General features: G+C 67.6%; 18 protein-coding genes. 11 read left to right on the forward strand and 7 right to left on the reverse strand.

Annotated elements, in window-relative coordinates; genetic code table 11:
• Positions 1 to 11: 11 nt before the first annotated feature.
• The 7 genes from J2852_RS28455 to J2852_RS28485 all read left to right on the forward strand — a co-directional run bounded on the left by J2852_RS28455 (position 12) and on the right by J2852_RS28485 (position 10,087).
• Positions 12 to 1,463 (forward strand): oligosaccharide flippase family protein, encoded by a 1,452-nt coding sequence (locus tag J2852_RS28455; protein WP_209882226.1) that lies wholly within the window; start codon positions 12 to 14, stop codon positions 1,461 to 1,463.
• Between the two features lie 50 nt (positions 1,464 to 1,513).
• Positions 1,514 to 3,424 (forward strand): asparagine synthase (glutamine-hydrolyzing), encoded by a 1,911-nt coding sequence (gene asnB / locus J2852_RS28460; protein WP_209882227.1) that lies wholly within the window; start codon positions 1,514 to 1,516, stop codon positions 3,422 to 3,424.
• On the forward strand, positions 3,421 to 4,584 hold the full coding sequence (locus J2852_RS28465) for a hypothetical protein (protein ID WP_209882229.1): 1,164 nt from the start codon (positions 3,421 to 3,423) through the stop codon (positions 4,582 to 4,584). The genes asnB and J2852_RS28465 overlap by 4 nt, the downstream gene beginning before the upstream one ends.
• Positions 4,585 to 4,764: 180 nt before the next feature.
• Positions 4,765 to 6,018, forward strand: coding sequence for an O-antigen ligase family protein (locus J2852_RS28470; protein WP_209882231.1), 1,254 nt, complete (start codon positions 4,765 to 4,767; stop codon positions 6,016 to 6,018).
• Positions 6,011 to 7,150 carry a glycosyltransferase gene (locus J2852_RS28475; RefSeq protein ID WP_209882233.1) on the forward strand — a complete coding sequence of 380 codons (1,140 nt, stop codon included), beginning with the start codon at positions 6,011 to 6,013 and terminating at the stop codon, positions 7,148 to 7,150. Before J2852_RS28470 ends, J2852_RS28475 begins: the two co-directional genes overlap by 8 nt.
• Positions 7,151 to 7,179: 29 nt before the next feature.
• Positions 7,180 to 8,469, forward strand: a complete 1,290-nt coding sequence (wecC, locus tag J2852_RS28480) for a UDP-N-acetyl-D-mannosamine dehydrogenase (protein WP_211112375.1) — start codon at positions 7,180 to 7,182, stop codon at positions 8,467 to 8,469.
• A 289-nt stretch (positions 8,470 to 8,758) separates the two neighbouring features.
• Positions 8,759 to 10,087 (forward strand): outer membrane beta-barrel protein, encoded by a 1,329-nt coding sequence (locus J2852_RS28485; RefSeq protein WP_209882235.1) that lies wholly within the window; start codon positions 8,759 to 8,761, stop codon positions 10,085 to 10,087.
• Between the two features lie 106 nt (positions 10,088 to 10,193).
• Here J2852_RS28485 and J2852_RS28490 read toward each other — a convergent pair whose 3' ends face one another.
• The 3 genes from J2852_RS28490 to J2852_RS28500 all read right to left on the reverse strand — a co-directional run bounded on the left by J2852_RS28490 (position 10,194) and on the right by J2852_RS28500 (position 12,729).
• Entirely contained in the window at positions 10,194 to 10,901 is a 708-nt protein-coding gene (locus J2852_RS28490) for a metallophosphoesterase family protein (protein ID WP_246500050.1), read from the reverse strand.
• 129 nt (positions 10,902 to 11,030) lie between these two features.
• Positions 11,031 to 11,903: a hypothetical protein gene (locus tag J2852_RS28495; protein WP_209882239.1), complete on the reverse strand. Its 873-nt coding sequence runs from the start codon at positions 11,901 to 11,903 to the stop codon at positions 11,031 to 11,033.
• Between the two features lie 250 nt (positions 11,904 to 12,153).
• Positions 12,154 to 12,729 carry a polysaccharide biosynthesis/export family protein gene (locus J2852_RS28500; RefSeq protein ID WP_209882240.1) on the reverse strand — a complete coding sequence of 192 codons (576 nt, stop codon included), beginning with the start codon at positions 12,727 to 12,729 and terminating at the stop codon, positions 12,154 to 12,156.
• Positions 12,730 to 13,045: 316 nt separating this feature from the next.
• Between J2852_RS28500 and J2852_RS28505 the strand changes: the two genes are divergently transcribed.
• Complete coding sequence (locus J2852_RS28505) at positions 13,046 to 13,666, forward strand: BON domain-containing protein (protein WP_246500051.1); 621 nt, start codon at positions 13,046 to 13,048, stop codon at positions 13,664 to 13,666.
• A gap of 49 nt (positions 13,667 to 13,715) precedes the next feature.
• On the opposite strand, the gene J2852_RS28510 is transcribed toward J2852_RS28505, so the two are convergent.
• A complete protein-coding gene (locus J2852_RS28510) occupies positions 13,716 to 14,687 on the reverse strand; it encodes a replication protein RepA (protein ID WP_209882243.1) in 972 nt (323 codons plus the stop codon).
• A 951-nt stretch (positions 14,688 to 15,638) separates the two neighbouring features.
• On the opposite strand from J2852_RS28510, the gene J2852_RS28515 reads away from it, so the two are divergent.
• The 3 genes from J2852_RS28515 to J2852_RS28525 all read left to right on the forward strand — a co-directional run bounded on the left by J2852_RS28515 (position 15,639) and on the right by J2852_RS28525 (position 18,135).
• On the forward strand, positions 15,639 to 16,715 hold the full coding sequence (locus tag J2852_RS28515; protein ID WP_246500052.1) for an AAA family ATPase: 1,077 nt from the start codon (positions 15,639 to 15,641) through the stop codon (positions 16,713 to 16,715).
• The gene (locus J2852_RS28520; protein WP_209882245.1) at positions 16,705 to 17,580 is read left to right on the forward strand and encodes a ParB/RepB/Spo0J family partition protein; all 876 of its coding nucleotides are present in this window, start codon (positions 16,705 to 16,707) and stop codon (positions 17,578 to 17,580) included. Before J2852_RS28515 ends, J2852_RS28520 begins: the two co-directional genes overlap by 11 nt.
• A 108-nt stretch (positions 17,581 to 17,688) precedes the next feature.
• Positions 17,689 to 18,135, forward strand: a complete 447-nt coding sequence (locus tag J2852_RS28525; protein ID WP_209882247.1) for a tetratricopeptide repeat protein — start codon at positions 17,689 to 17,691, stop codon at positions 18,133 to 18,135.
• On the opposite strand, the gene J2852_RS28530 is transcribed toward J2852_RS28525, so the two are convergent.
• The 3 genes from J2852_RS28530 to J2852_RS28540 all read right to left on the reverse strand — a co-directional run bounded on the left by J2852_RS28530 (position 18,119) and on the right by J2852_RS28540 (position 20,964).
• Positions 18,119 to 18,643 (reverse strand): mismatch-specific DNA-glycosylase, encoded by a 525-nt coding sequence (locus tag J2852_RS28530; RefSeq protein ID WP_246500053.1) that lies wholly within the window; start codon positions 18,641 to 18,643, stop codon positions 18,119 to 18,121. The two genes, J2852_RS28525 and J2852_RS28530, sit on opposite strands and share 17 nt — an antisense overlap.
• Positions 18,644 to 18,830: 187 nt before the next feature.
• Positions 18,831 to 19,295: an ANTAR domain-containing response regulator gene (locus J2852_RS28535; protein WP_209882250.1), complete on the reverse strand. Its 465-nt coding sequence runs from the start codon at positions 19,293 to 19,295 to the stop codon at positions 18,831 to 18,833.
• Positions 19,296 to 19,299: 4 nt separating this feature from the next.
• Entirely contained in the window at positions 19,300 to 20,964 is a 1,665-nt protein-coding gene (locus J2852_RS28540) for an ABC transporter ATP-binding protein (RefSeq protein ID WP_209882252.1), read from the reverse strand.
• Position 20,965 lies beyond the last annotated feature (1 nt).

The following is a 20,965-nucleotide window of genomic DNA, read 5'->3' on the forward strand; positions in this document are numbered from 1 at the left end:
CAGTCCGGCCCATGGCCCGTCCCATGACGCTCGCCGGGAAGACCATACAAGGGGTCCGCGTCACGCTGACGGCGACGGCCCTGGCGGCCGTCCTTCAGGCCGGGGCCATCGCCGTGCTGGCCCGGCTGATCTCGCCCGCCGAATACGGCGTGGTGATCGCCGCGCTGGTCGTCCTGCGCCCGGTGACGGACGTTCTGGGGGCCGGGATCGAGAAGTCCGTCGTGCTGCCGGCGGACATGCCCGACCCGTCCATCGCGGCGCGCTACCAGACGGCCTTCGTCGGGGGCGTCCTGCTGACCCTGCTCCTGGCGGCGCTGGCGCTTGCGGCGGCCCCGCTGGCCGGGGACATCGCGGCGGCGCTGGCGCTGTTGGCGCCGGTGACGATCCTGATGGCAGTCTCGGCGGTGGCGCGGGGCCTGCTGCGCCGCCGCCTCCGCTTCGCGAGCCTGGCCGCGATCGATGTCGCCGGCTTGGCAGCGAACGGCGCGCTTGCCGTGGCGACCGCCGTCAGCGGATGGGGATCCCACGCGCTGGTCGCCGGGCAGTGGGCACAGAGCCTCGTGCAGCTGGCGCTGGGGCTTTGGCTGTGCGGTCACCGTCCATCGCTGGGGATCGTGCCGACGGCGCGGGTCCTCTCGCCGATCGGCGAGGGGCTGTCGAAGAGTTCGGTGCTCGAACTGCTCAGCGGGCAGCTTCCGCAGGCGCTGATCGGCGGCGTGCTCGGCACCGCGCCGCTCGGCTGGTTCAACCGCGTCTACGTGTTGGTGTTTCTGCCCGTCGAGCTGATCGTCAACGCGGTGACGCGGGTGGCGCTGACGGGGTTCAGCCAGAGCCGTGACGACCGCGCGCGCCTGCGCCGGGGCGGCATGGCGCTGATCGAGACGACCGGCGCGGCGGTGCTGCCGATCTGCGCGGGCATGGCCCTGGCGGGGCCGGAGCTGGTGGCCGTCGCGCTCGGCCCGCAATGGGCGGAGGCGGCGGCGCTGACGCCGTGGCTGTGCGTGGCGGGCGCGGCGACCGTGCTGGCGCACACCCTCGCCATGGTCGCCGAGGCGGCCTTGCGTCTCGAGACGCGCGTGCGCATCCAGGCCGCCGCACTGCTGCTGCGGGGGGCGATGCTGGCCGCCGCCCTGCCCTTCGGCCTGACCGCCGCCGTCGCGGCGGTGGCGGCGTCGGCGCTGGTGTCGATGCTGCTGCACCTTGGGCTCGTCGTGTCGGCGCTGGCGCTGCCGGCGGGACGCGCGCTTGCCCTACTGATGCCGGGCCTGACCGCCGGGGCCGCCTGCCTCGCCTGCGTCGCACTGGTCCACGCGATGCTGCCGCCGAATCTGGAGCCGGCTTGGCTGCTCGCCGCCGACGTCGCGGGCTGCGGCGCGGTGACATTGGCGGTCTACCGGGTCCTGTTCCCCAATTTGCTGGACAAGCTGCTGGGCTATACCGGATTTATCTCAAAACGCGCATGATCGGTCCGGCACCGCCCAGGCGCGGGTGATACAGAGAGGCGGTCGTCCCGGTGTGCGGCATCGTTGGCTCCTTCGACCTACCGAACCTTGCACCGCGCATGGAGGACGCGCTCGACCGTCTGGCGCATCGCGGCCCCGACGCGCGCGGCCTGATCCGGGTCGAGGCCGGCGGAAGCGTGGTCATTCTCGGCCACCGGCGGCTGTCCATCATCGACCCGACCGGCCCGGCCGACCAGCCCTTCGAAAAGGACGGGCTGCTGCTGGTCTTCAACGGCGAGATCTACAACCACGCCGACCTGCGCCATGAGTTGGAGGCGCTGGGGGCGTCCTTCACCACCCGCTCCGACACCGAGGTTCTGCTGGAAGCGTGGCGCCATTGGGGACACGGCAGCCTTCTGCGCCTGCGCGGCATGTTCGCCTTCGCGCTGCTGGACCGGCGCACGGGGGAGCTGGTGCTGGCCCGCGACCCCTTCGGGATCAAGCCGCTGTTCATCGCCCGCCCGCCGGGCGGCGGGCTGGCCTTCGCGTCGGAGCTGAAGGCGCTGCGCGTCCTGCTGCCCGACGGGCGGATCGACGAAACCGCGCTGACCGCCTCGCTGCTCTATCTCTGGGTGCCGGAAAACCGCTGCATCATCGCGGGCATGGAGAAGCTGCCCGCCGGCCACTGGCTGCGGATCGCGCCGGGCGGCCGGGCCGACATCCGCCGCTACTGGTCGGCGGCGGACGATCTGGCGGCGGGGCGCCGCAAGCCGCCCACGCTGGATGAGCTGCGCGACGTGCTGGCCGATTCCGTGCGCCGGCACATGGTCGCCGACGTTCCGGTCGGCAGCCTGCTGAGCGGCGGGCTGGATTCCAGCCTCATCACCGTGCTGGCCGCCGAGATGGCCGGGGGGATCGACGCCTACACCATCGCCTTCCGCGCCGAGGACCAGCGGTTCGAGGCGATGCCCGACGATCTGCACTACGCCCGGATGCTGGCCGACCGGCACCCCGGCATCCGCCTGCACAGCATCGAGCTGGCGCCCGACGTCGCGGCGCTCCTCCCCTCCATGGTGGAGACGCTGGACGAGCCCATCGGGGACCCGGCGGCGATCAACGTGCGGCTGATCTGCGCGGCGGCGCGGGACCGGGGCATCAAGGTCCTGCTGTCCGGCATGGGAGCGGACGAGCTGTTCGCCGGCTACCGCCGCCACCAAGCGATGCGGGTGGCCGCCGCCTACCGCCGGCTGCCGGCGCCGCTGACCGGGCTGGTCGAGCGGGCGGTGAAGGCCCTGCCGGTGGCCGGCGCCGGGCGGGGGCATCGGACGATCCGCTGGGGCCAGCGCTTCGTAGAATTCGCCGGACTGCCGGAGGAGGACGCCTACCGCCGCAGCTACTCCTATTACGACCCGGAGGCGCTGAACGCGATCACGCGCGGCGCGCGCCGCGAGGCGGTCGCCGCGCTGATGGAGGATCACCGCGCGCTGTTCGACGCCGGACCGGCGGATGACGCGGTCAACCGGCTGTGCTTCACCGACCTCCACATGTTCCTGCCCGGTCTGAACCTCGCCTACAGCGACCGCGCCAGCATGGCCGCGTCGGTTGAACTGCGCGTGCCCTTCGTCGATCTGGCGGTGGCGCGGGCCGCCTTCGCCCTGCCCGGCCACGCCAAGCTCGCCGGCTGGCAGACCAAGGCGATCCTGAAGCGGGCGGCGGAACGCTGGCTGCCGCGCGAGATCATTTACCGGCCCAAGGCGGCCTTCGGCGCGCCGTTGCGCGCCTGGATCCGGCGCGATCTGGCGGAGATGGTGGACGACACGCTGCCCGGCGGGCGGCTGGTCCGCGACGGCTGGGTTGACGGCCCGTCCATCCGCCGCATGATCGACGAGGACCGCGCCGGGCGCCGCGACCACGCGCTGCGCCTGTGGCACCTGATGACGCTGGAGCTGTGGCTGCGGTCCATGGCGGGGGAACGCCCGTGACGCCGACTCCGCAGGCCGTCTTCGCCCGCCTGGAATCCTGGTGCCGGGAACGGGACTACCAGGGATGGGACCCGTTCGACGGGCTGGAAAGCCGCCTGTTCCGAGCCACGCCCTTGCACCGGTCCGCGCTGCTGCGGCTCGTCTGGCTCCAGCTCTTCAAACGGTCGCCGGTCAATGCGCGGGCGCTGGCGGGCGTGCCGCGCCTGGACAACCCCGCGGCACTGGCCCTGTTCGCGCGCGGCTACGGGCTGACCGGGGACACCGCGCGCGAAGGGGATCTCGCCGGGCGGCTGCTGGCGATGCGGTCGACGCGGTGGAGCGGGCCCGGCAACGGCTGGGGCTACCCGTTCGACTGGCAGGCGCGGGCCTTCGCGGTGGCCAAGGACACGCCCAACGCCATCGCCACGGCCTACGCCGTCCGGGCGCTGGCCGAGGCCGAGGCGCGCGCCGGGATCGACGCCACGCCGGCCATCCTCGACGCCGCCCGCTTCGTGGCGGGCACCCTGGTCCGGCGCCGGGGGGACGACCTGTTCCTCGGCTACGTGCCGGGATCGGACGCCATGGTGCACAACGCGAATCTCTGGTCGGCCTATGTGCTGGCCGAAGGGGTGCGGCACGGCGGCGATCCGGCGTGGCGCGGCATTGCGTTGGACGCCATCGCCCACAGCCTGTCGGCACAGGCGGCGGACGGGTCCTGGCTGTACGGCGAGGCCGGACACCACCGCTTCATCGACAGCTTCCACACCGGCTACAACCTGGAAGCCCTCGACCTCTGCGCCGGCCTGCTCGGCGGCGGCTGGGACGGGGCGATCCGGCGCGGCAAGACCTTCTACGAGGCGAACTTCTTCACCAGAGATGGACAGCCCAAATACTATCACGACCGGCTCTGGCCGACCGACCCCACCTGCACCGCGCAGGCGCTGATCACCCTGCTGACGGTCGCGCCCACGAACGCCGCACGGGACCTCGCCGACCGGGTGCTGGCCTGGACGATCGGCCGGATGTGGCTGCCGCGCGCCGGGCATTTCGCCTATCAGGCCCACGCCCGGTGGACCAACCGGATCGCCTACATGCGCTGGACACAGGCCTGGATGTTCCTCGGCCTGGCGGTCTGGCTGTCGCAAAGGGAAAACCCGGCCGAACCGGAAGGCGATTGCTAGGCCATCAAGAGGAATCCGGGGCTGTTTCTTTTATCGGGCCGGATCAATCGTCATTTGCCGGTCGGAACAAACGCGGTTATATCTCCCCCGACCTGACGTTCATCTCCTGAGGGTGGAGCCGCCCCAATCGCTCGCCCAAGGCGTCAGCCTTCTCCGACCAGACAGGGCGCGACCTGCACCATGACCAGCGCATGGGCCGAACACGATCCGCGGTTCCGCGCCGCTGAACCAGCGTCGACGGCGGCCATCGGGCGTCTGGATGTTTTCGACATCGTCTTCTTCATCCTCGTCGCCGCGATCACCACGGCCGGTCCCTGGCTGCGCGAGGCCGGCCCAACCGGCTTCGGCGCGTTCGCCCTCTACAGCCTGTTCTATGCCGCGCTGCGCAGGACCTTGTTCGAGCTGAACTGGTTCGTCGCGTTCGTCGGCATCGGCCTCATCTACATAGCCCTGTCCTACGGGTCGCTTCTTCCGAAAGCCTGGACGATCTACGATGAGCCGGACTCGATCCCCATGCAGTCGTCCTTCGTCTGGGCCTTCTACCTGATCCTGAGCGCCGGCCGGGCCTTCTTCGTGCGGGCGCTGCAATCGAAACATGCGGGCTCGCTGTTCGCGGCGCTGATCCTTCTCAATCTTTTCGTCTCGCCGCCGCTGGAGATGGCGATCGTGCCGATCCATTTTCGGGAGCAGGGACTGCTGGCGGCGGCCTTCACCAATCTGGCAAACAGCGAAACGGTGATGCTCCTCGGCATTGCCCACCTCACGATGGCCCTGCGGCATCGTGTTCTTTTCTATGCCGGAACGGCCTTTGTGCTGGTGTCCGTCTTCTTCGGCTATTCCATTCAGATATACGTCAGCCTCGCGATGTTCGTGATCCTGCATGCGCGGGCGGTTTCACCCTGGGTGTTTTTCAGCGCCATCGTCGGCTTCACCGCAGCCTGCATTCTGGGACCTCTGTTCATCGAGCTGACCCAGTTCGCGGCGGTCGATCCCAACACCGCCATCCGCGGATACATGTGGTACGACGCGATCGATCTTTTCTTCAGCAGCTATGGACTTGGCGTGGGTTTCGGGCGGGAGCTGCTCAGCAACGTCTATCTGGCGATGAACATTCTGACCGTCTACGACGACGCGGACATCATGATGGGGGGCATCCACAACAGCTTCATCAGCATGTTCGCCCGTCTCGGGCTGCTCGGCGGCGGCGTCTTCGCGCTGGCGATGCTCAAGACGGCAAGCCCGTCCGTCCGGCCGTCCCCCCTGCGCGAGCCCGCCTATTTCGCCTTCTTCATGGCTTACGTCAGCTGCTGGGTGAACGTCGCCGTGGAAAGCCCCATGACGTCCATCGGAACCGCCCTGCTGCTCGGTTACGTTATGGCGGCCCGCGATCTGGACAGGCAGGCTCCGGCGGACGGCAGCCCCCGAGATGAGTGACGCGGTCGAGCCGGCCGTCGCCGAGCGCCCCCGGATGCTGTTCATGGCGCAGTTGCCGCCGCCCCTGCATGGTGCCGCGCTGATCAACCAGCTGGCGGCGCAATCGAGGCTGTTGAACGACCGCTTCCGGATCGCGGTCCTGCCGTTGCGCTTCGCCACCGCCATCGCCGACATCAGCCGGTTCAGGTTTGCCAAGCTGGCGGCGCTGTTCGCCGCCTTCCTGCGGATGCTGACCATGCTGACGGTCTTCCGCCCGCGCGTTCTTTACCTGACGCTGTCGCCGACGGGGAACGCCTTCCTCCGCGACATCCTGTTCGTCGCCACCGCGCGGCTGTTCGGGGTGACGCGCGTCTACCACCTGCACGGCAAGGGCATCGCCGCCGCGCGCCGCTCCGCCCGGTGGCTGGACGCGCTCTACCGGTGGGTCTTTTCGGGCGCCAAGGTGATCCTGCTGTCGCACCGGCTGCGCCACGACGTCGAGGGGTTGGCGGACGACGCCGACATCGCGGTCGTGAACAACGGCATTCCTGACCCGGCCGGGGGAATGGTGCCGGACCGTGGCGCCAGGGGCGGTCCGGTCCGCATCCTGTTCCTGTCGAACATGATGCCGGACAAGGGGTTTTCCGTTCTGGTGGAGGCGCTCTCTATCCTCCGGGAGCGGGGCGTGGATTTCCGGGCCGACTTCGCGGGCGCGTGGTTCGAGCCGCAGGGCGCGGCGACCTTCGCCGCCGACCTGCACGCCCGGAACCTGACCGACCGCGTCCGCCATCACGGACCGGTCTACGGCGACGAGAAGGCCGCCCTGTTCCGGTCGAGCGACGTCTTCGCCTTTCCCACCTGTTCCGACTGCTTCCCCGGCGTCCTGCTGGAGGCCATGGCCTTCGGCCTGCCCGTCGTCACGACCGACGAGGGGGCGATCTTGGACATCGCGACGGACGGGGTCACCGGCTTCATCGTGCCGCGCCGGGACGCGCGGTCCCTGGCGGATCGGCTGGAACGGCTGATCCTCGACCCGGCGCTCCGCCACGGCATGGGGGCGGAAGGACGCCGCATCTTCCTCGACCGCTTCCAGCTTCATCATTTCGAGAACGCCCTGTGCGCGGCGCTCGACCGCCTGACCACACCGGCCTGACGGCGCCGTCTTTCCAAGGGAGCATCACGTTGGACGAGTTATCACGGAATCCTTCTCCCGGCGGCGACATCGAAACCATCGTGGTGGTCGGGCTCGGCTATGTCGGGCTGCCCGTGGCGACCGTCCTGTCCAGCTGCCGCAAGCGGGTCGTCGGCGTGGACACCAACCCCGCGGCGGTGAGCGCGATCAACGCCGGGCGGGTGCACATCGTCGAACCGGACCTGGACATGCTGGTGCGCGCATCGGTGTCCACCGGAACCCTGCGCGCCACCGACCGCGTGGAGGAAGGCGACGCCTTCATCGTCGCCGTGCCGACACCGTTCGACTCCGACAAGCGCCCGGACCTGAGCCATGTCCACGCGGCGGCCGACTCCATCGCGCCGGTCCTGCGGCGCGGCAATCTGGTGGTTCTGGAATCCACCGCGCCGGTCGGCGCGACCGAGCGCCTGTCGCGCTGGCTGGCCGAACACCGCCCCGATTTGGTGTTCCCGCATCAGGTGACCGGAGACGAGGTGGCGGACATCCACATCGCCCATTGCCCGGAACGGGTTCTTCCCGGCAAGGTCCTGCGGGAGCTGGTGGAGACCGACCGCGTGATCGGCGGCATCACCCCGGCCTGCGCGGAGGCCGCGAAGCGGCTGTACGGAACCTTCGTGAAGGGCGAGATCTTCCTGACCTCGGCCCCCGTGGCCGAATTGACCAAGCTGGCCGAGAACGCCTTCCGCGACGTCAACATCGCCTTCGCCAACGAAATGGCGCTGATTTGCGAGACGCTGGGGCTGAACGTGTGGGAGGTGATCCGGCTGGCCAACCGCCATCCGCGCGTCAACATCCTGCATCCGGGCCCCGGAGTCGGCGGCCACTGCATCGCCATCGATCCCTGGTTCATCGTGGATTCGGCCCCGCAGGCCGCCCGCCTGATCCGCACCGCGCGCCAGATCAACGACGAGCGCCCCACCCTGATCGTCGAACGCGTGAAGGCCATCGCCGACCGGTTCAAGCATCCCCGCATCGCGGCGCTGGGCCTGTCCTATAAGGCGGACATCGACGATGTCCGCGAAAGCCCGGCGGTGGCCATCGTGCAAGCTCTGGCGGACGCGGTGGACGGCACGATCGACGTCGTGGAGCCCCACCTCTCCGCCCTGCCGCGGGCGCTGGCGGAGCGGGAGCGCCTCAGCCTGGTTCCGCTGGCCACCGCCCTGTCTCATGCGGACATCGTCATCCTGCTGGTGGACCATAAGGCCTTCAAGGGGCTGTCCCGGACAATGCTGCGGGAAAAGATCGTGATCGATACGCGCGGCGTGTGGGACCAGGGCTAACGGAGCACGGGCGCCACGGCGGGGGCGCTCGCCTGCGGCTTCGGGCTGTACCGATGGGCGAGCATTCCCTGGCCGCGACGCAACGCTCGCGCTGAAGCGACCATCACAAGAATTTAGCTCAATCACGGAAAACTTTTTGAACGCTACCCTTACGGATGATACACCCATCCGTAAGGATTACCGTCTGCGTTGCGGGGGACGTTTCACTATGTTTGTGCCGAATCGTGCGTTCCGGATGGCTTGGCAAAATGCTGGGGCAAAGTCGGCACTGACTGATCGCAAGCGCGTCTTGTCCCGCTCAGCCATCGCGATCCTGTCCGTCCTGCTGCTGACGCAGGCGGGGGAGACCCTGGCACAGGGAGCGCCGCAGCTGCCCACGCAGAACCAGCGCGATCCCCGGCGCCTGCCGAACTCCGCCAACGTGACCAAGGAAGCCACCCCCGAACGGGACGTGGAGGGCCGCGACGACGAGGATCGCGTCGCCGACGCCTACCAGCCCAAGGGGATCGAGCTCGGCAGCTTCCTGCTTCTGCCCCAGCTCGAAACCGACGTGATGTACAACACCAACGTCTTCGCGCAGGAAAACGACGGCAAGTCGGACTTCATCGCCCGCATCGCCCCGGAGCTGAAGCTGCGGTCACGCTTCGCCACCCACGCCGTCAACATCACCGCGCGCGCCGAACAGTTCCTGTTCAAGACCTACTCGCAGGACAATCACCTCGACGCCGGGGTGACGGTGGACGGGCGTTACGATCTGGCGCGCGGTTCCGAACTGACGGATCTCTTCGACATCGCGCAGCGGTACGAGGATCGCGGCAGCCCCGACGCGGCAGGCGGCAAGCGCCCGACCCGCACCCGCAGCCTCCAGAACAATTTCGGCGGCAAGCATCAGGCCGGCCGCTACACCTTCTCCGGCGAACTCGCGACCGCGCGCCGGGTCTTTGACGACGTGACCACGGATACGGGATCGATCATCAACAACAGCGACCGTGATCGCTGGGAGAACAGCCTCACCGTGCGCGGTGGCTATGAGATGTTCCCCGGCTATTCGGCCGTGGTGGAGGTGGGCGGCAACAACCGGCGCTACGACGACCAGCTCGACGACGCCGGGTTCAACCGCTCCAGTGTCGGCTATCGGGCCGCTGCCGGTGTCGGCGTGGACATCAGCCAGCTGATTCGCGGCGACTTCCTGGTCGGCTACTACCAGCAAGACTACCGGGACGCCCGGCTGAAGGATCCCAGCGGCCTGTCGTTCCGCGCCACCTTCAACTGGACGCCGTCGCGCCTGACGGTCATCGTGCCGTCGCTGGAACGCTCGGTTCTGGAAACGACCCAGTTCAACGCATCGGCGATGGTCCGGTCGGGCATCAACCTGCTCGTCCGCCACGAGTATCAGCGCAACATCGTCCTGACCGGCATCGGCAGCATCAACTACGACGAGTTCGAAGGCATCAACCGGTCCGCCTGGACCTACGAGGCGCGCGGCCGCGTGGTGTACGCCTTCAACCCGGAGGTCTATGTGGGCGGTGAGATCGGCTACCGCCAGCGCGACTCGGAGCTGGCCGGGCAGTCCTACCAGCAGCTGGTCACGCTGGCCCGCCTCGGCCTCCGGATGTAAGCCACACTGCCAGGGGCTGCACCGCTGCGGCGTGGCCCCTTGGCAGCGCATGTTCTGCGAAACAGGGCCGTTCACCGCCTCGTGGGCGCGACCATCGCCGGCCGGATTATCGCCGGGTGGCCTGAAGAACCCTGACCCGATCCGCCTGCAACGCAACCGCTGAAAGAACGCCCGTGGCGTAGGCTCCGGTGTCCACCGCAATGCGGTTGTTCAGGATTTGCGGAGTCGGGACGATCGTGTGCCCGTGCACGATGACCTTTTCAAACTGAGCCCGGCTGTCGAGAAACGGCTTTCGAATCCACAGAAGGTCGTCGAGCGATTGCCCGGCGATCGGCCGGCCGGGCTTAATCCCCGCATGCACGAAGCCATAGTCGCCATACACGGCCCATGGCTCCAGCCGGCGAAGGCATTCCAGGTGCGCCGGCGGCAGCCGCTGCATCAACTCGTCGCGCAGGCGTGGATGATGGACAGGGTTGCCCGCGTCGGCGATGTCCTCCACCCCATAGCTGACGAGCGTGGACAGCCCCCCGAAGGCCAGCCACTGGCCGGCGTTGGACGGGTCGTCCAAAAAGCGCAGCATCGCTTGTTCGTGATTTCCGAGCAGGCACCGGACAAGGCAGTCCGAGGTCACACCGGCGGCGATCCGATCCATCACGCCGCGGCTGTCGGGGCCGCGGTCCACGTAATCGCCCAGAAACACCAGAACGGCGTCCAAGCCAGCGGCGTTGACGGCGCGGTCTTCGGCAATGCAGTCGAGGAGTCGCTCCAGAAGGGCAAGCTCCCCATGCACATCGCCGACCGCGTAGACGACCATCCCCGGCGGAACTTGCGGCGGCGCACGGTCGATACGCGGCGCGCCGCGAAGGTTACTGAACCAGGATAGCAGACCCACCATCCGTCACTGTTTAACGCCCGCGACCTTCGGAGTCCATCCGCGACGGCATCACGACGGGCTGGCGTTCGTGAACACCTTGTCCGGCAGCGTGACCGTGTCCGGAACCCGGTCCTGTGCGGGATTGTTCGATGGCCGGTCGGTGTTGGGGGTGGTCGTCGGCGGGCCGTTCGGGGTGTTCGGCGTGTTCGGGCTCTGGTTGCCGCCGGTCTCAAGCTTCGCTACGGGTGCGACCTTGCCTTCAAGGATGGCGAGCGTTTGCCCCGAGTTGGCCGGATTGACCTGGTTCAGGACCGTGGTGCTGCTCGCCTGAGTGATGGACTGCGCGACCGCCTGCGTCGCCCCGGGAGCCGCCGTCACCACGGCTTGGCTGGTCACGGCCGCGTAGGAATTGGCCATCACCTGGATCGCGGTGCTGGGCGAGATCTGATAGACGGCCGGGCTGGAGACCACTTGAACCACGGCCGTGGCCATGCCCGCGACCGCCAGAGGCGCGACGCGCTGCGCATCGGGATTGACGATGATGCGCGCCGCCGTGGTAACGACCTCAAGCGCTTGAGTGGGGGCGCTCGTTTGAACGGTGGTGGACCGGATCGTCTCGACGGCCGCCGCCGCTGCCTGGATCGCGGCCTGCGGGTTGCTGTTCAGCATCCGCTCCGCGACCGTTACCACCTGCGTCGCCAGCGTCGCCGCCTGTTGCGGGTTGCCGGCGCTCAGCGTCGCAATGGCCCGCGACACCTGGTCGGCATTGCCGCTGTTGACGGCGGCCTGCAACGCCGGAGGCAAGGTGACCTGCTGCGGCTGCTGTTGCTGGTTTTGTCCCTGCCCCGGATTGTTCTGCCGCTGCTGGGCATGAGCGTCCAACGTCGTGAAAACGCCAATGCTCGCCACGAGCGCGCCGACAGCGATCACGCGATGTTTCATTGCTCAGACTCCAAAACGGCGGACTTCCTTCGGCGTGACTATACACAAGGCAGCGCCGCACATCACGCGCGAAAAGCTCCAAGAAACGGGTTTATGCAATCGGAAGGGCGCTTTCGCAGCGGCCTTGCGCGGCTGGCGATGCATCGTGGCGGGCCGGAAACAAAGAAGGGTCCAGGCGCCTGGACGGCGCACCGGACCCTTCCGTTTCACGGAACGGAGGCCAAGCCCCCGTTCTGGCAGCGCCCCGGCTTTAGAAGCGGCGCTCCAGCACCTTGATGATGTCGCCCGGCAGAATCGGGGTGCGCTCGGTAGCGGCGTATTCCTTTTGCTCTTCGCCGATCATGCGGGCCAGCACGACCTGCCCCTGGCGCGCCCGGTAATCGTAACCACCGGCCCGCGCAATGGCGCCGAGAACCGTCATGCCGACCGTGTAGGGGAACTCTCCCGCCTGACGGACCTCGCCCAGGACGTAGAAAGGCCGAAAGGTCTGGATTTCGACGGCGACGCTGGGATCCTTCATATAGGCGTCGCGGCGCAGGATCTCGGTGATCCGTCCGGACAAGGCCTTGGCCGTCAGGCCGCTGGCCCTGACGTTGCCGATGAGGGGAAGCTGGATGTTGCCGATCGTGTCGACGGTGAAGTCGCCGGACAGGTTGTTCTCGTTGAAGACGATGACCCGCACCCGGTTGCCCGGTTCCAGCAGATATCCATCGGTGGGGTTCAGCGCCGTCTGGGGCGCCGGTTCACTCGGGAACTCGCCGACGGTGGACGCGCATCCGACCAGGACCGCCGCCGCCAACAGGAGACCAATGGTAGCTTTCCACATGATGAAGCCTTGCCGTACGGACTTTGTGTAACAGGGTGTGCTGGGCGCCGGCTCTAATGGCCGCGAGAATCCGGCGAAAAGCCAACCGCATGGCGAGGGGTAATACCTCATTTTCTATTTGACGTCCACAATGGCCTTAAATTGTTCCACCCCTGGCCCTTACGCGCATAGGTATCGCGGCGGACGAAAAACCCTCTACTTTTCATCCTCGGCCGATCCAAGTGCCCCGCCCTTCGGGAACCCCCGTTCAGCCGCCCATGTTGACCGGACGGCCGTCGCTTCGGACGGTCTCCTGCCTTCTGTGGGGTGGTGTGCCATGGCAAGAAACGACGACTGGTGGAGGAACAGCCAAGGGCATCGCGACAGCCGGACGTCCGGCGAGCGCGACCTACGGGACCTGGGCTCGCACCGCGACTATGGGCGCGACATGCTCAACGACATGCGCCGGTACGCGCGCGGCGAGTCCGAACCGGACGACGCGGGGCGTGGTGATGGGGGCGCCCGGCATCACGAGAGCCGGCATTACCGGGGAATGGGGCCGCGCGGCTACACCCGCTCCGACGAGCGCATCCGGGAGGACGTCAACGACCGCCTGACCGACGATCCCTACGTTGACGCCTCCGACGTCGAGGTAACGGTGAGCGGTTGCGAGGTCACCCTGTCCGGCACCGTCGATGACCGCCGGGCGCGGCGGCGGGCCGAGGATGTCGCCGAGTCCGTGTCCGGCGTCCGCTACGTGCAGAACAACCTGCGTGTCGGCCAGCATGCCCATAGCGGGATGGGGACCTCGGCCGGAGCATCGGCGATGGCGGGAATGGGGACGGGTTCGACGACGTCCTATTCGTCCAACGACACCGAAACGCCGGGCACTCCCGGCCGAATGAACGCTCCGGCGGACCTGCATACGGCCGACACGGACTCGGTGACCCGGCGGTGACGGCAGGGCGGGCGACGGTCAGCCGCCGCCCCGCCCTTTTCCGGTGCGATCACCCGCGCGCCGGGCGCAGGATCAGATGCTTGTTGGACGGAACGGCCGGGGCCGACGGGCGCAGCACGAGGCCCTTGGAGGTCGGCTCGATGTTGGCATCGGGGTAGACCGCCATGACGTCCTTCAGCGCTTCCTTCAGGCGGAAGGCCAGCACGCGATGCTCGCTGACCGAGCCGAAATGCTGTGACAGCGCGTGCCAGGGCACCAGCGTCTGCTTGTCGAGACGGTGCAGGCGGTGCACCAGCCACACATAGGCGTCGAGCGCCAGGGCGGAGTTCTTCAGTTTGGCGATGGCGTGCTCGTCCAGCGGGACGGCGTGCTCCATCAGATGCTCGAAGAAGCTCTGGGTCAGGCGGACGAACCGCACCCACTCCCCGCCGGTGCGGAAGAGGTCGGGCGTGTCCTCCTCGTCGCGCCACAGCTTGATGCCGTCGATCAGGCGCTGGTCGGAGATCTCGGCGCTGGAGTTGCCGGTGGTCGTGCGCAGCGTGAACTCGCAACGGGCGATTCGCAGCACCTGCTCGCGCACCGGCTTGTAGTTGCCGCGCTCCCCGCCCGTGGGGGCGAGGCCAAGACGGCGCAGCCACGCGCTCATGCTGGGGCCAAGGTCCACATGCGGGCTGCGGGTCTTCCGCGCCTCGGTCTGCAGGTAGATCATGATCAGGCGCGCCTTGGCGCCGTACGGAACGCCGACGTCCATGACCGTGCCGTCGCGCAGCGGCAGGATACCCGGGCGAACGACCAGCTGGTACTTGCCGTTGTTGCGCACCCAGGGGGCCTGCTCGTCCTTCGGCTTGCGGTGCGGCAGCGACGCCTGGCAGAAGCCGGCGTGCAGATAGCCGATGGCGTCCATCTCGTTGGACATGGCTTCGTGGGCCATGATCACACGGCGGCGCTCCTTCGGGTCTTCGGTGCGGGCCAACACCGCCTCGAACCCCTCCAGGCTCAGCTGCTCGTGGATTTTCGCCATGGACACCCTCCGGCCTCTTTCCGTCACCGTTCCGTCATCCCAGAAAACACAAAATCTGGGGACAGGGAAGCGTCTCGATACCAAGATTCGCTGAACTTGCAACGCCGCGTGCAGATTCCGTTTCAATGTCAGCGAACCGCCACGGTGGCGCCCGGCCCTGCTCAGCCCAACGCTCCGGCCCATTCCGCCGATGTATCAACTTCAGCGTCGGAACCGTGCCGCCGGAACAGCGCAACCGCCACCCGGCCTGGCTGTCCACAGGCTAGGCCGCTTATCCACGCTGAGTTGGAATCGCTTTGGGCCGAAAGCGCTGAAACGCCTCGCTGAAAACGCAACGTGGGGTGCGCTGAAGTCGAATCGCCGCCCCGGCAATCCACGCTGAAGTCGAGTCAGAAAACCCGGTTATCCACGCTGAACTCGCAACCATGTCCTATATGAGTCCCGATATATTCCCCGTTAGAGCGGTCGCACGAGGGCATGCGCGGCCCCTCCTTCGCTGAAAACGCAACGGAAAGGGCGCGATTCGGGCTTTTCGGGCATCCGGCAGGGTCCTGGCCCGTCGAATTGGACGCTGAAGTTGATACAAAAGGCGACTCGGACCCGTCCCAATCCCACGCTGAATTGGTAACGCTCGACTCGGAAAAGCGAGGCTTTCCAACGGGTCCGCGAATCGGCGAGTCCAACGCTGATTTTGAAACGGCGGCGAAAATCGGCGAATCGGGAAGGCACGCTGAATTTGAAACAATCGAGTCCAGGAGAATCAAAGGCCGAATCGGAAAGCGACAGCCAAGGCAACGCTGAATTGGTAACGGTTAGTGAATCGCGCTTGACGGGGGCGCAGTCGATTCGTGTCCGGAACGGATTTCACCAGGAACTCATGAAAAGACAATATTCCTATGCGACGTCGTATGAGCGGCAATTGACGCAAGCCGCACGGTTGGACTTGACCGCTTGCGTCACGTCCGTAAAAGTCTGCCGGCCACCATCGACACCGAGGACCCGATGAACGGGGAAGAACTGCGCGCCATCCGTGAACGGCGGGGCGAGGACCAGCTGAGCTTCGCGACCTGGCTCAACGGAGCGCTGAACCGCCGTTACGACCGCTCCCGCATCAGCCGCTGGGAGAGCGGGGCGGAGCGCATCCCGCAGCAGGTCGCCGGCTTCCTGGCGGAGCATGGCGGTGCCGCGGCAACCCCCGTCGCCAAGAGCGACGAGGGGCCGAAGCTGCGCCGCGCGGTCGTAGCCGTGGCGAATCAGAAGGGCGGCGTGGGCAAGACGACCACCGCGGTCAACCTGTCCTACGCGCTGTCCACGCTGGGGCTGTCGGTGCTGCTGATCGACAGCGACCCGCAGGGCAACGCGACCGTGCACATGGGCCTGGATCCGGGCGAGATCGAGACGACTCGGAAGGGTCTCTATAATGTGGTGCGCGGCGGGGCGCTGTTCGACAGCATCCTCCAGCCGGTGTGTGACGGTGCCGTCATGCTCGCTCCCTCCAGCATCGGCCTTGCCGCCGCCGAAACGGAGCTGGTGGCCGAGCCCGACAACTCCCTGGTGCTGAAGGAAAAGCTGGCCGAGGTCCGCAACCGATACGACGTCATCGTCATCGACTGCCCGCCGAACCTGGGCCTGCTGACCATCAACGCGCTGGCGGCCAGCGACCTCGTCCTGATCCCCGTGCAGACGGAGGTGTTCGCGGGACTCGGCGTGCCGCTGCTGATGGAGACCATCGCCAAGATCCGGCGGCGCTCCAACCCGTCGCTCAACATTTTCGGCATCCTGCCGACCATGTTCTCCTCGCGCTTGACGCAAGACCAAGCGAGCCTGCGCGAGATCCAGGAACACTACGCGGGACGCACCCGCGTCCTGCCGGCGGTGCCCCGCGCCACCCTCTTCGCCCAGGCGTCGGGCGCCGGCCGGCCGGCCATCGAGGCCGACCCGAATTCCAACAGCGTGCAGGCCTACGCCGAGCTTGCCCGCGAACTGGCCGCCCACCTCCAGATCCCGGAAGCCGCCCATGTCCCGTAAGCTCGAACGCACCAGCGCCCGCATCCTGGACAAGGCGGCCCAGCGCGGCGGCGACGCCCTGTTCGGGCTTTCGGCCGATTTCCCGCGGCTGATCGAGGTCGATCTGAACCGCGTGCACCCCAACCCTGACCAGCCGCGCCGCCACTTCGACGAACAGTCGTTGCAGGAGCTGGCGAACTCCATCGCGCGGCATGGGCTGAAGCAGCCGGTGCTGGTCCAGGACATCGGCGACGGCGACTACCAGCTGATCGCCGGCGAGCGGCGCCTGCGGGCCTGCGCGCTGGCCGGGCGCGAGACCATCTTCGCGATCGTCAGCGACGGCGATCCGGACGAGCTGGCGCTGATCGAGAACATCCAGCGCGTGGACCTCGACGCCTTGGAGCTGGCCCGCGCCTTCGCCCGCCTGATCGAGCGGCACGAGTACACGCACGAGGCGCTGGGGCAGGTCATCGGCCGCAGCCAGGCGGAGGTGACGCGCACCCTGTCGCTGCTGCGTCTGCCCGATGACATCATCGCTGAGTTTGAAACACGCTACCGTTCGGTGCCGAAAAGCATCCTGACGGAGATCGCGGCGGTGGACGATCCGGAGGCGCAACGTCGCCTGTGGGACGCCATCAAGGACGGCGGCACCGTCAAAGCCCTACGCGAAGCCAAGCGTGCCCAAGTCGCCGGTGCGGCCGAGAAGGGCGAGGCCAAGGCGCCCCCTCCCCCAGTCCTGCGCTTGGTTTCGGCGGTTCAGCGCATCGCGCGCGATTTCGACCGTGTCGATGTCAGCGAACTGCGCGCCCACCGCAAGCAGTTGGACGACGCGCAATGGCAGGAACTCCGCCGCCTGCACGCGCTTCTGGACCAGCTTTTGGCGTGATCCGGATCACGCTGATTTTGAAACGTTCCGGTCTTTAGACCATCGTCTCATGGCGGGACCGCCGCCATGAGCGCAAGCTGACTGCCCTTTTTTTAAAGGAGCGGCGGTATGACAGTGCGCGTTGCATCGGCTGCGATCTTTTTGGTCGCCCTCGGCCTCGCCGGCCCTGTCCGCGCGGACCTGCAAGGCCGTGACGAGGCAAGCACGCAGGCAGTGGAAAGCCTGGAGGCCTACGCCGCCTACAAAATGGGCCAATACGATCTCGCCCGCGAACGGTGGGAAGCACTGGCCGCCAAGGGCAACACCACGGCGATGATCAATCTGGCGAATCTGCACGCCCAGGGGCAGGGCGTGCCGCGCAATCCCGCCATGGCTCGATCCTGGACCCGCAAGGCGGCAGAGTTGGATGATGCCCGTGCGCAGTTCGAACTGGGGCTGGCCTATGAGCGGGGTGACGGGGTGGACCGCGATCTCGACGAGGCTGCCCGATGGCTTGGCCGAGCAGCGGAGCAGGGAAACGGCGAGGCGGCGGCGAGGCTCAAGGTGTTGCGTTAGGACCGTCAATCACCCGCTTGACCTCGCGGAACCAGCGCAGCTTTTCCTCGAACGGCAGGCGGGCGAGCCCGCTTGGCGACGGGAGAACCACGTCGATGGCATCACCGAACAGGCTCGTCGGCTGCACGCCCCACTCCGCCCGGTCGAGGTCGGCCGCCGCCAGATAAACGCCCTTGCCGGTGTAGGCGATGACGCGCGGCCGGTAAGTTTGGATCAGGTCGCGCAGGCGCGGCACCCCACCCCGCAGTTCGGCGCGGCTGAGATCCGCCGCGCTTGGCGTCGTCCGCGCCACGAGGTTTGTCGAGCCAAGCCCGAAGCTCAACAACAGCCGGTCCTCCTCCGGCCGCAGCAGATGCGGCGTCAACTCCGCGGCGGCGAGTAGGCGCCAGAACTGGTTGCCCCGCCCCGCGTAATTGTGCCCGAGCGCCCCGGACCGGGTTCCCGGATTGAAGCCGACGAACAGGGCGTGCAGGTTCGGCGCGACAATGTCGGGGATAGGGCCTTGCATGAATTCCATCTGAACAGAAACAACGCTGAATTTGAAACGCTGCCTGAGTGCCGAAGGTCGGACCAAGCGTCAGCGCGTCCGGACCGACGAAAAAACATCAACACTTGCAGCGTATTACGGCGCAGATGATACCAATTTTTGGGTTTTCTTCCGGCACCGGGAGGAATGGCGAAACGCCGTCAGCCGGTCATTGCTCAGCGGTGCGGGATGCGTCGAGTGTGCCAGAGCGGGCCGGTTGACACAAGTGCGGCATCCCGGCGGGCTTCAGCGTTTCAAAAGCAGCGAAGCGCTTCACCGCCGTTTCGACGATGACGCGCACGCGGTCACGACACAGACCGTCCACCACGAAGGCCGCAACGCCGGCTTCGGCCGCATCGGCGATGGCACCCCGGTCGGCGCGGTCGGCGAACAGGACCACCGCGCAACGGCCCGACCGCGCCAGCCGGAACAGCGTCTCCAGCGTCGCGCGGTCGGGTGTGCCCAGCGTTGCAACAACAGCGTCGGGTGCTTGCGCCGAGACGCGGTCGCTCAGTTCGGAAAGGTCGTTGACGGTCGCGACCCTGATGCCGCCAGTGGACAGTCCTTCCTCGACCAGACGGGTGCTGATCGTGTCGTGGCCGGCCAGAAGGATGCTCAGGGTCTTGTCCGTCATGCGCTCACGCTGCCTGTGCCGCCCCGTGTGGTCCGCCCTCCAGGAAGGACAGAAGCTCCTCCCGGTAGGCGTAGTAGCGGGGATGGTCGAGAAGGGTTTGCCGGGTCCGGGGGCGGGGGATGTCCACCTCCAGAATGTGGCCGATGCGGGCGTTGGGCCCGTTGCTCATCATCACGACGCGGTCGGCCAGCAGGATGGCCTCGTCCACGTCGTGGGTGACGCAGATGGCGGTGACCTGGGTGCGGGCCCAGACCTCCATCAGCACCTCCTGCAACTCCCAGCGGGTCAGGCTGTCGAGCATGCCGAAGGGCTCATCCAGCAGCAGCAGCTTGGGCGACAGCGCAAAGGCGCGCGCGATGCCGACGCGCTGCTTCATGCCGTTGGACAGCTCCGCCGCCTTCTTGTTCATGGAATCGCCAAGGCCGACGCGGGACAGGTAATACTGGACGATGTCCCGCCGCTCCGCCTTGCTGGCGTGCGGGTAGACGCGGTCCACGCCCAGCGCGACGTTCTCCGCCGCGGTCAGCCAGGGGAACAGGCTGGGGGCCTGGAAGACCACGGCGCGGTCGGGGCCGGCGCCGACCACCTCCTTGCCGTCCAGCACGATGCCGCCGGTGGTGACGTCGGCGAGGCCGGCGACCATGGACAGCACGGTGGATTTGCCGCAACCGGAATGCCCGATCAGCGACACGAACTCACCCCTGCGCATCTTCAAGTCGAAGCCGTCCACCACGGTCAAAGGCCCCTTCGGAGTGGCGAAGGTCTTGGTCACCTGGCTGAATTCCAGGTAACGCTCATCCACCACTTTGCTTGCCTGTTCCGCAATATACGAAGGCGGCGGCGGGTTGGATGTGATGGGGCGCACAGCCGGCAAGGAAATTCCATCCTCGGTGGTCGCGGCGGCGCGGGCGACGCCGGCCTCCATCAGATAGGCGGTGACCTCGGACCGCAGCCGCTTGAAGGCCGGATCGTGGTTCACGGCGGTGCGGTCGCGCGGGCGCGGCAGATCCACCGCGAAGGCGGGACCGAGCGTCGCCCCCGGACCCGGCGTCAGCGGGATGATGCGGTCGGCCAGCAGGATGGCTTCGTCCACGTCGTTGGTGATGAGGACGACGGTCTTGCGGTCCTTGCGCCAGATCGCCTCGATCTCGTCCTGCAGCTTGGCGCGGGTCAGCGCGTCGAGCGCCGACAGCGGCTCGTCCAGCAGCAGCACCTCCGGGCTCATGGCGAGTGCGCGGGCGAAGCCGACGCGCTGGCGCATGCCGCCCGACAGCTCCTTCGGGCGGCGGTCGGTGGCGTGGCCGAGACCGACCGTCTCCACCGCCCGGCGGGTCAGGGCGCCGCGCTCCAACGCCCCCTTCGCCTTGTGCACGCTGTCCACCGCGAGCGCGACGTTTTCCCGAACGCTCAGCCACGGCATCAGGGAGTAGTTCTGGAAGACCAACCCCCGCTCCGGGCCGGGGCCGCGCACGGGCTTGCCGCGCATGGTCACCGTGCCCGTATCAGGATCTGCGAGGCCGCCGATCAGATTGACCAGCGTCGTCTTGCCGGAACCGGAGAAGCCGACGATGGCGACGAACTCCCCCTCCGCGATGGTCAGGTCGATGTCGCGCAGGACGCTGGTGGAGCCGTAGGACTTGGAGACGTTCTTGAGTTCCAGGATCGCCATG

The sequence above is a fragment of the Azospirillum soli genome (genome assembly GCF_017876165.1).
Lineage (GTDB): Bacteria > Pseudomonadota > Alphaproteobacteria > Azospirillales > Azospirillaceae > Azospirillum > Azospirillum soli.

What these genes read in the sequence shown, in the direction of transcription:
- J2852_RS28510 (WP_209882243.1), bottom strand. Translation starts at nt 14,687, where the DNA reads ATGGCGAAAATCCACGAGCAGCTGAGCCTGGAGGGGTTCGAGGCGGTG.
- J2852_RS28520 (WP_209882245.1), top strand. Translation starts at nt 16,705, where the DNA reads ATGTCCCGTAAGCTCGAACGCACCAGCGCCCGCATCCTGGACAAGGCG.
- J2852_RS28525 (WP_209882247.1), top strand. Translation starts at nt 17,689, where the DNA reads ATGACAGTGCGCGTTGCATCGGCTGCGATCTTTTTGGTCGCCCTCGGC.
- J2852_RS28540 (WP_209882252.1), bottom strand. Translation starts at nt 20,964, where the DNA reads ATGGCGATCCTGGAACTCAAGAACGTCTCCAAGTCCTACGGCTCCACC.
- J2852_RS28455 (WP_209882226.1), top strand. Translation starts at nt 12, where the DNA reads ATGGCCCGTCCCATGACGCTCGCCGGGAAGACCATACAAGGGGTCCGC.
- J2852_RS28495 (WP_209882239.1), bottom strand. Translation starts at nt 11,903, where the DNA reads ATGAAACATCGCGTGATCGCTGTCGGCGCGCTCGTGGCGAGCATTGGC.
- J2852_RS28470 (WP_209882231.1), top strand. Translation starts at nt 4,765, where the DNA reads ATGACCAGCGCATGGGCCGAACACGATCCGCGGTTCCGCGCCGCTGAA.
- J2852_RS28535 (WP_209882250.1), bottom strand. Translation starts at nt 19,295, where the DNA reads ATGACGGACAAGACCCTGAGCATCCTTCTGGCCGGCCACGACACGATC.
- J2852_RS28500 (WP_209882240.1), bottom strand. Translation starts at nt 12,729, where the DNA reads ATGTGGAAAGCTACCATTGGTCTCCTGTTGGCGGCGGCGGTCCTGGTC.
- J2852_RS28490 (WP_246500050.1), bottom strand. Translation starts at nt 10,901, where the DNA reads ATGGTCGTCTACGCGGTCGGCGATGTGCATGGGGAGCTTGCCCTTCTG.
- J2852_RS28475 (WP_209882233.1), top strand. Translation starts at nt 6,011, where the DNA reads ATGAGTGACGCGGTCGAGCCGGCCGTCGCCGAGCGCCCCCGGATGCTG.
- J2852_RS28505 (WP_246500051.1), top strand. Translation starts at nt 13,046, where the DNA reads ATGGCAAGAAACGACGACTGGTGGAGGAACAGCCAAGGGCATCGCGAC.
- J2852_RS28530 (WP_246500053.1), bottom strand. Translation starts at nt 18,643, where the DNA reads ATGCAAGGCCCTATCCCCGACATTGTCGCGCCGAACCTGCACGCCCTG.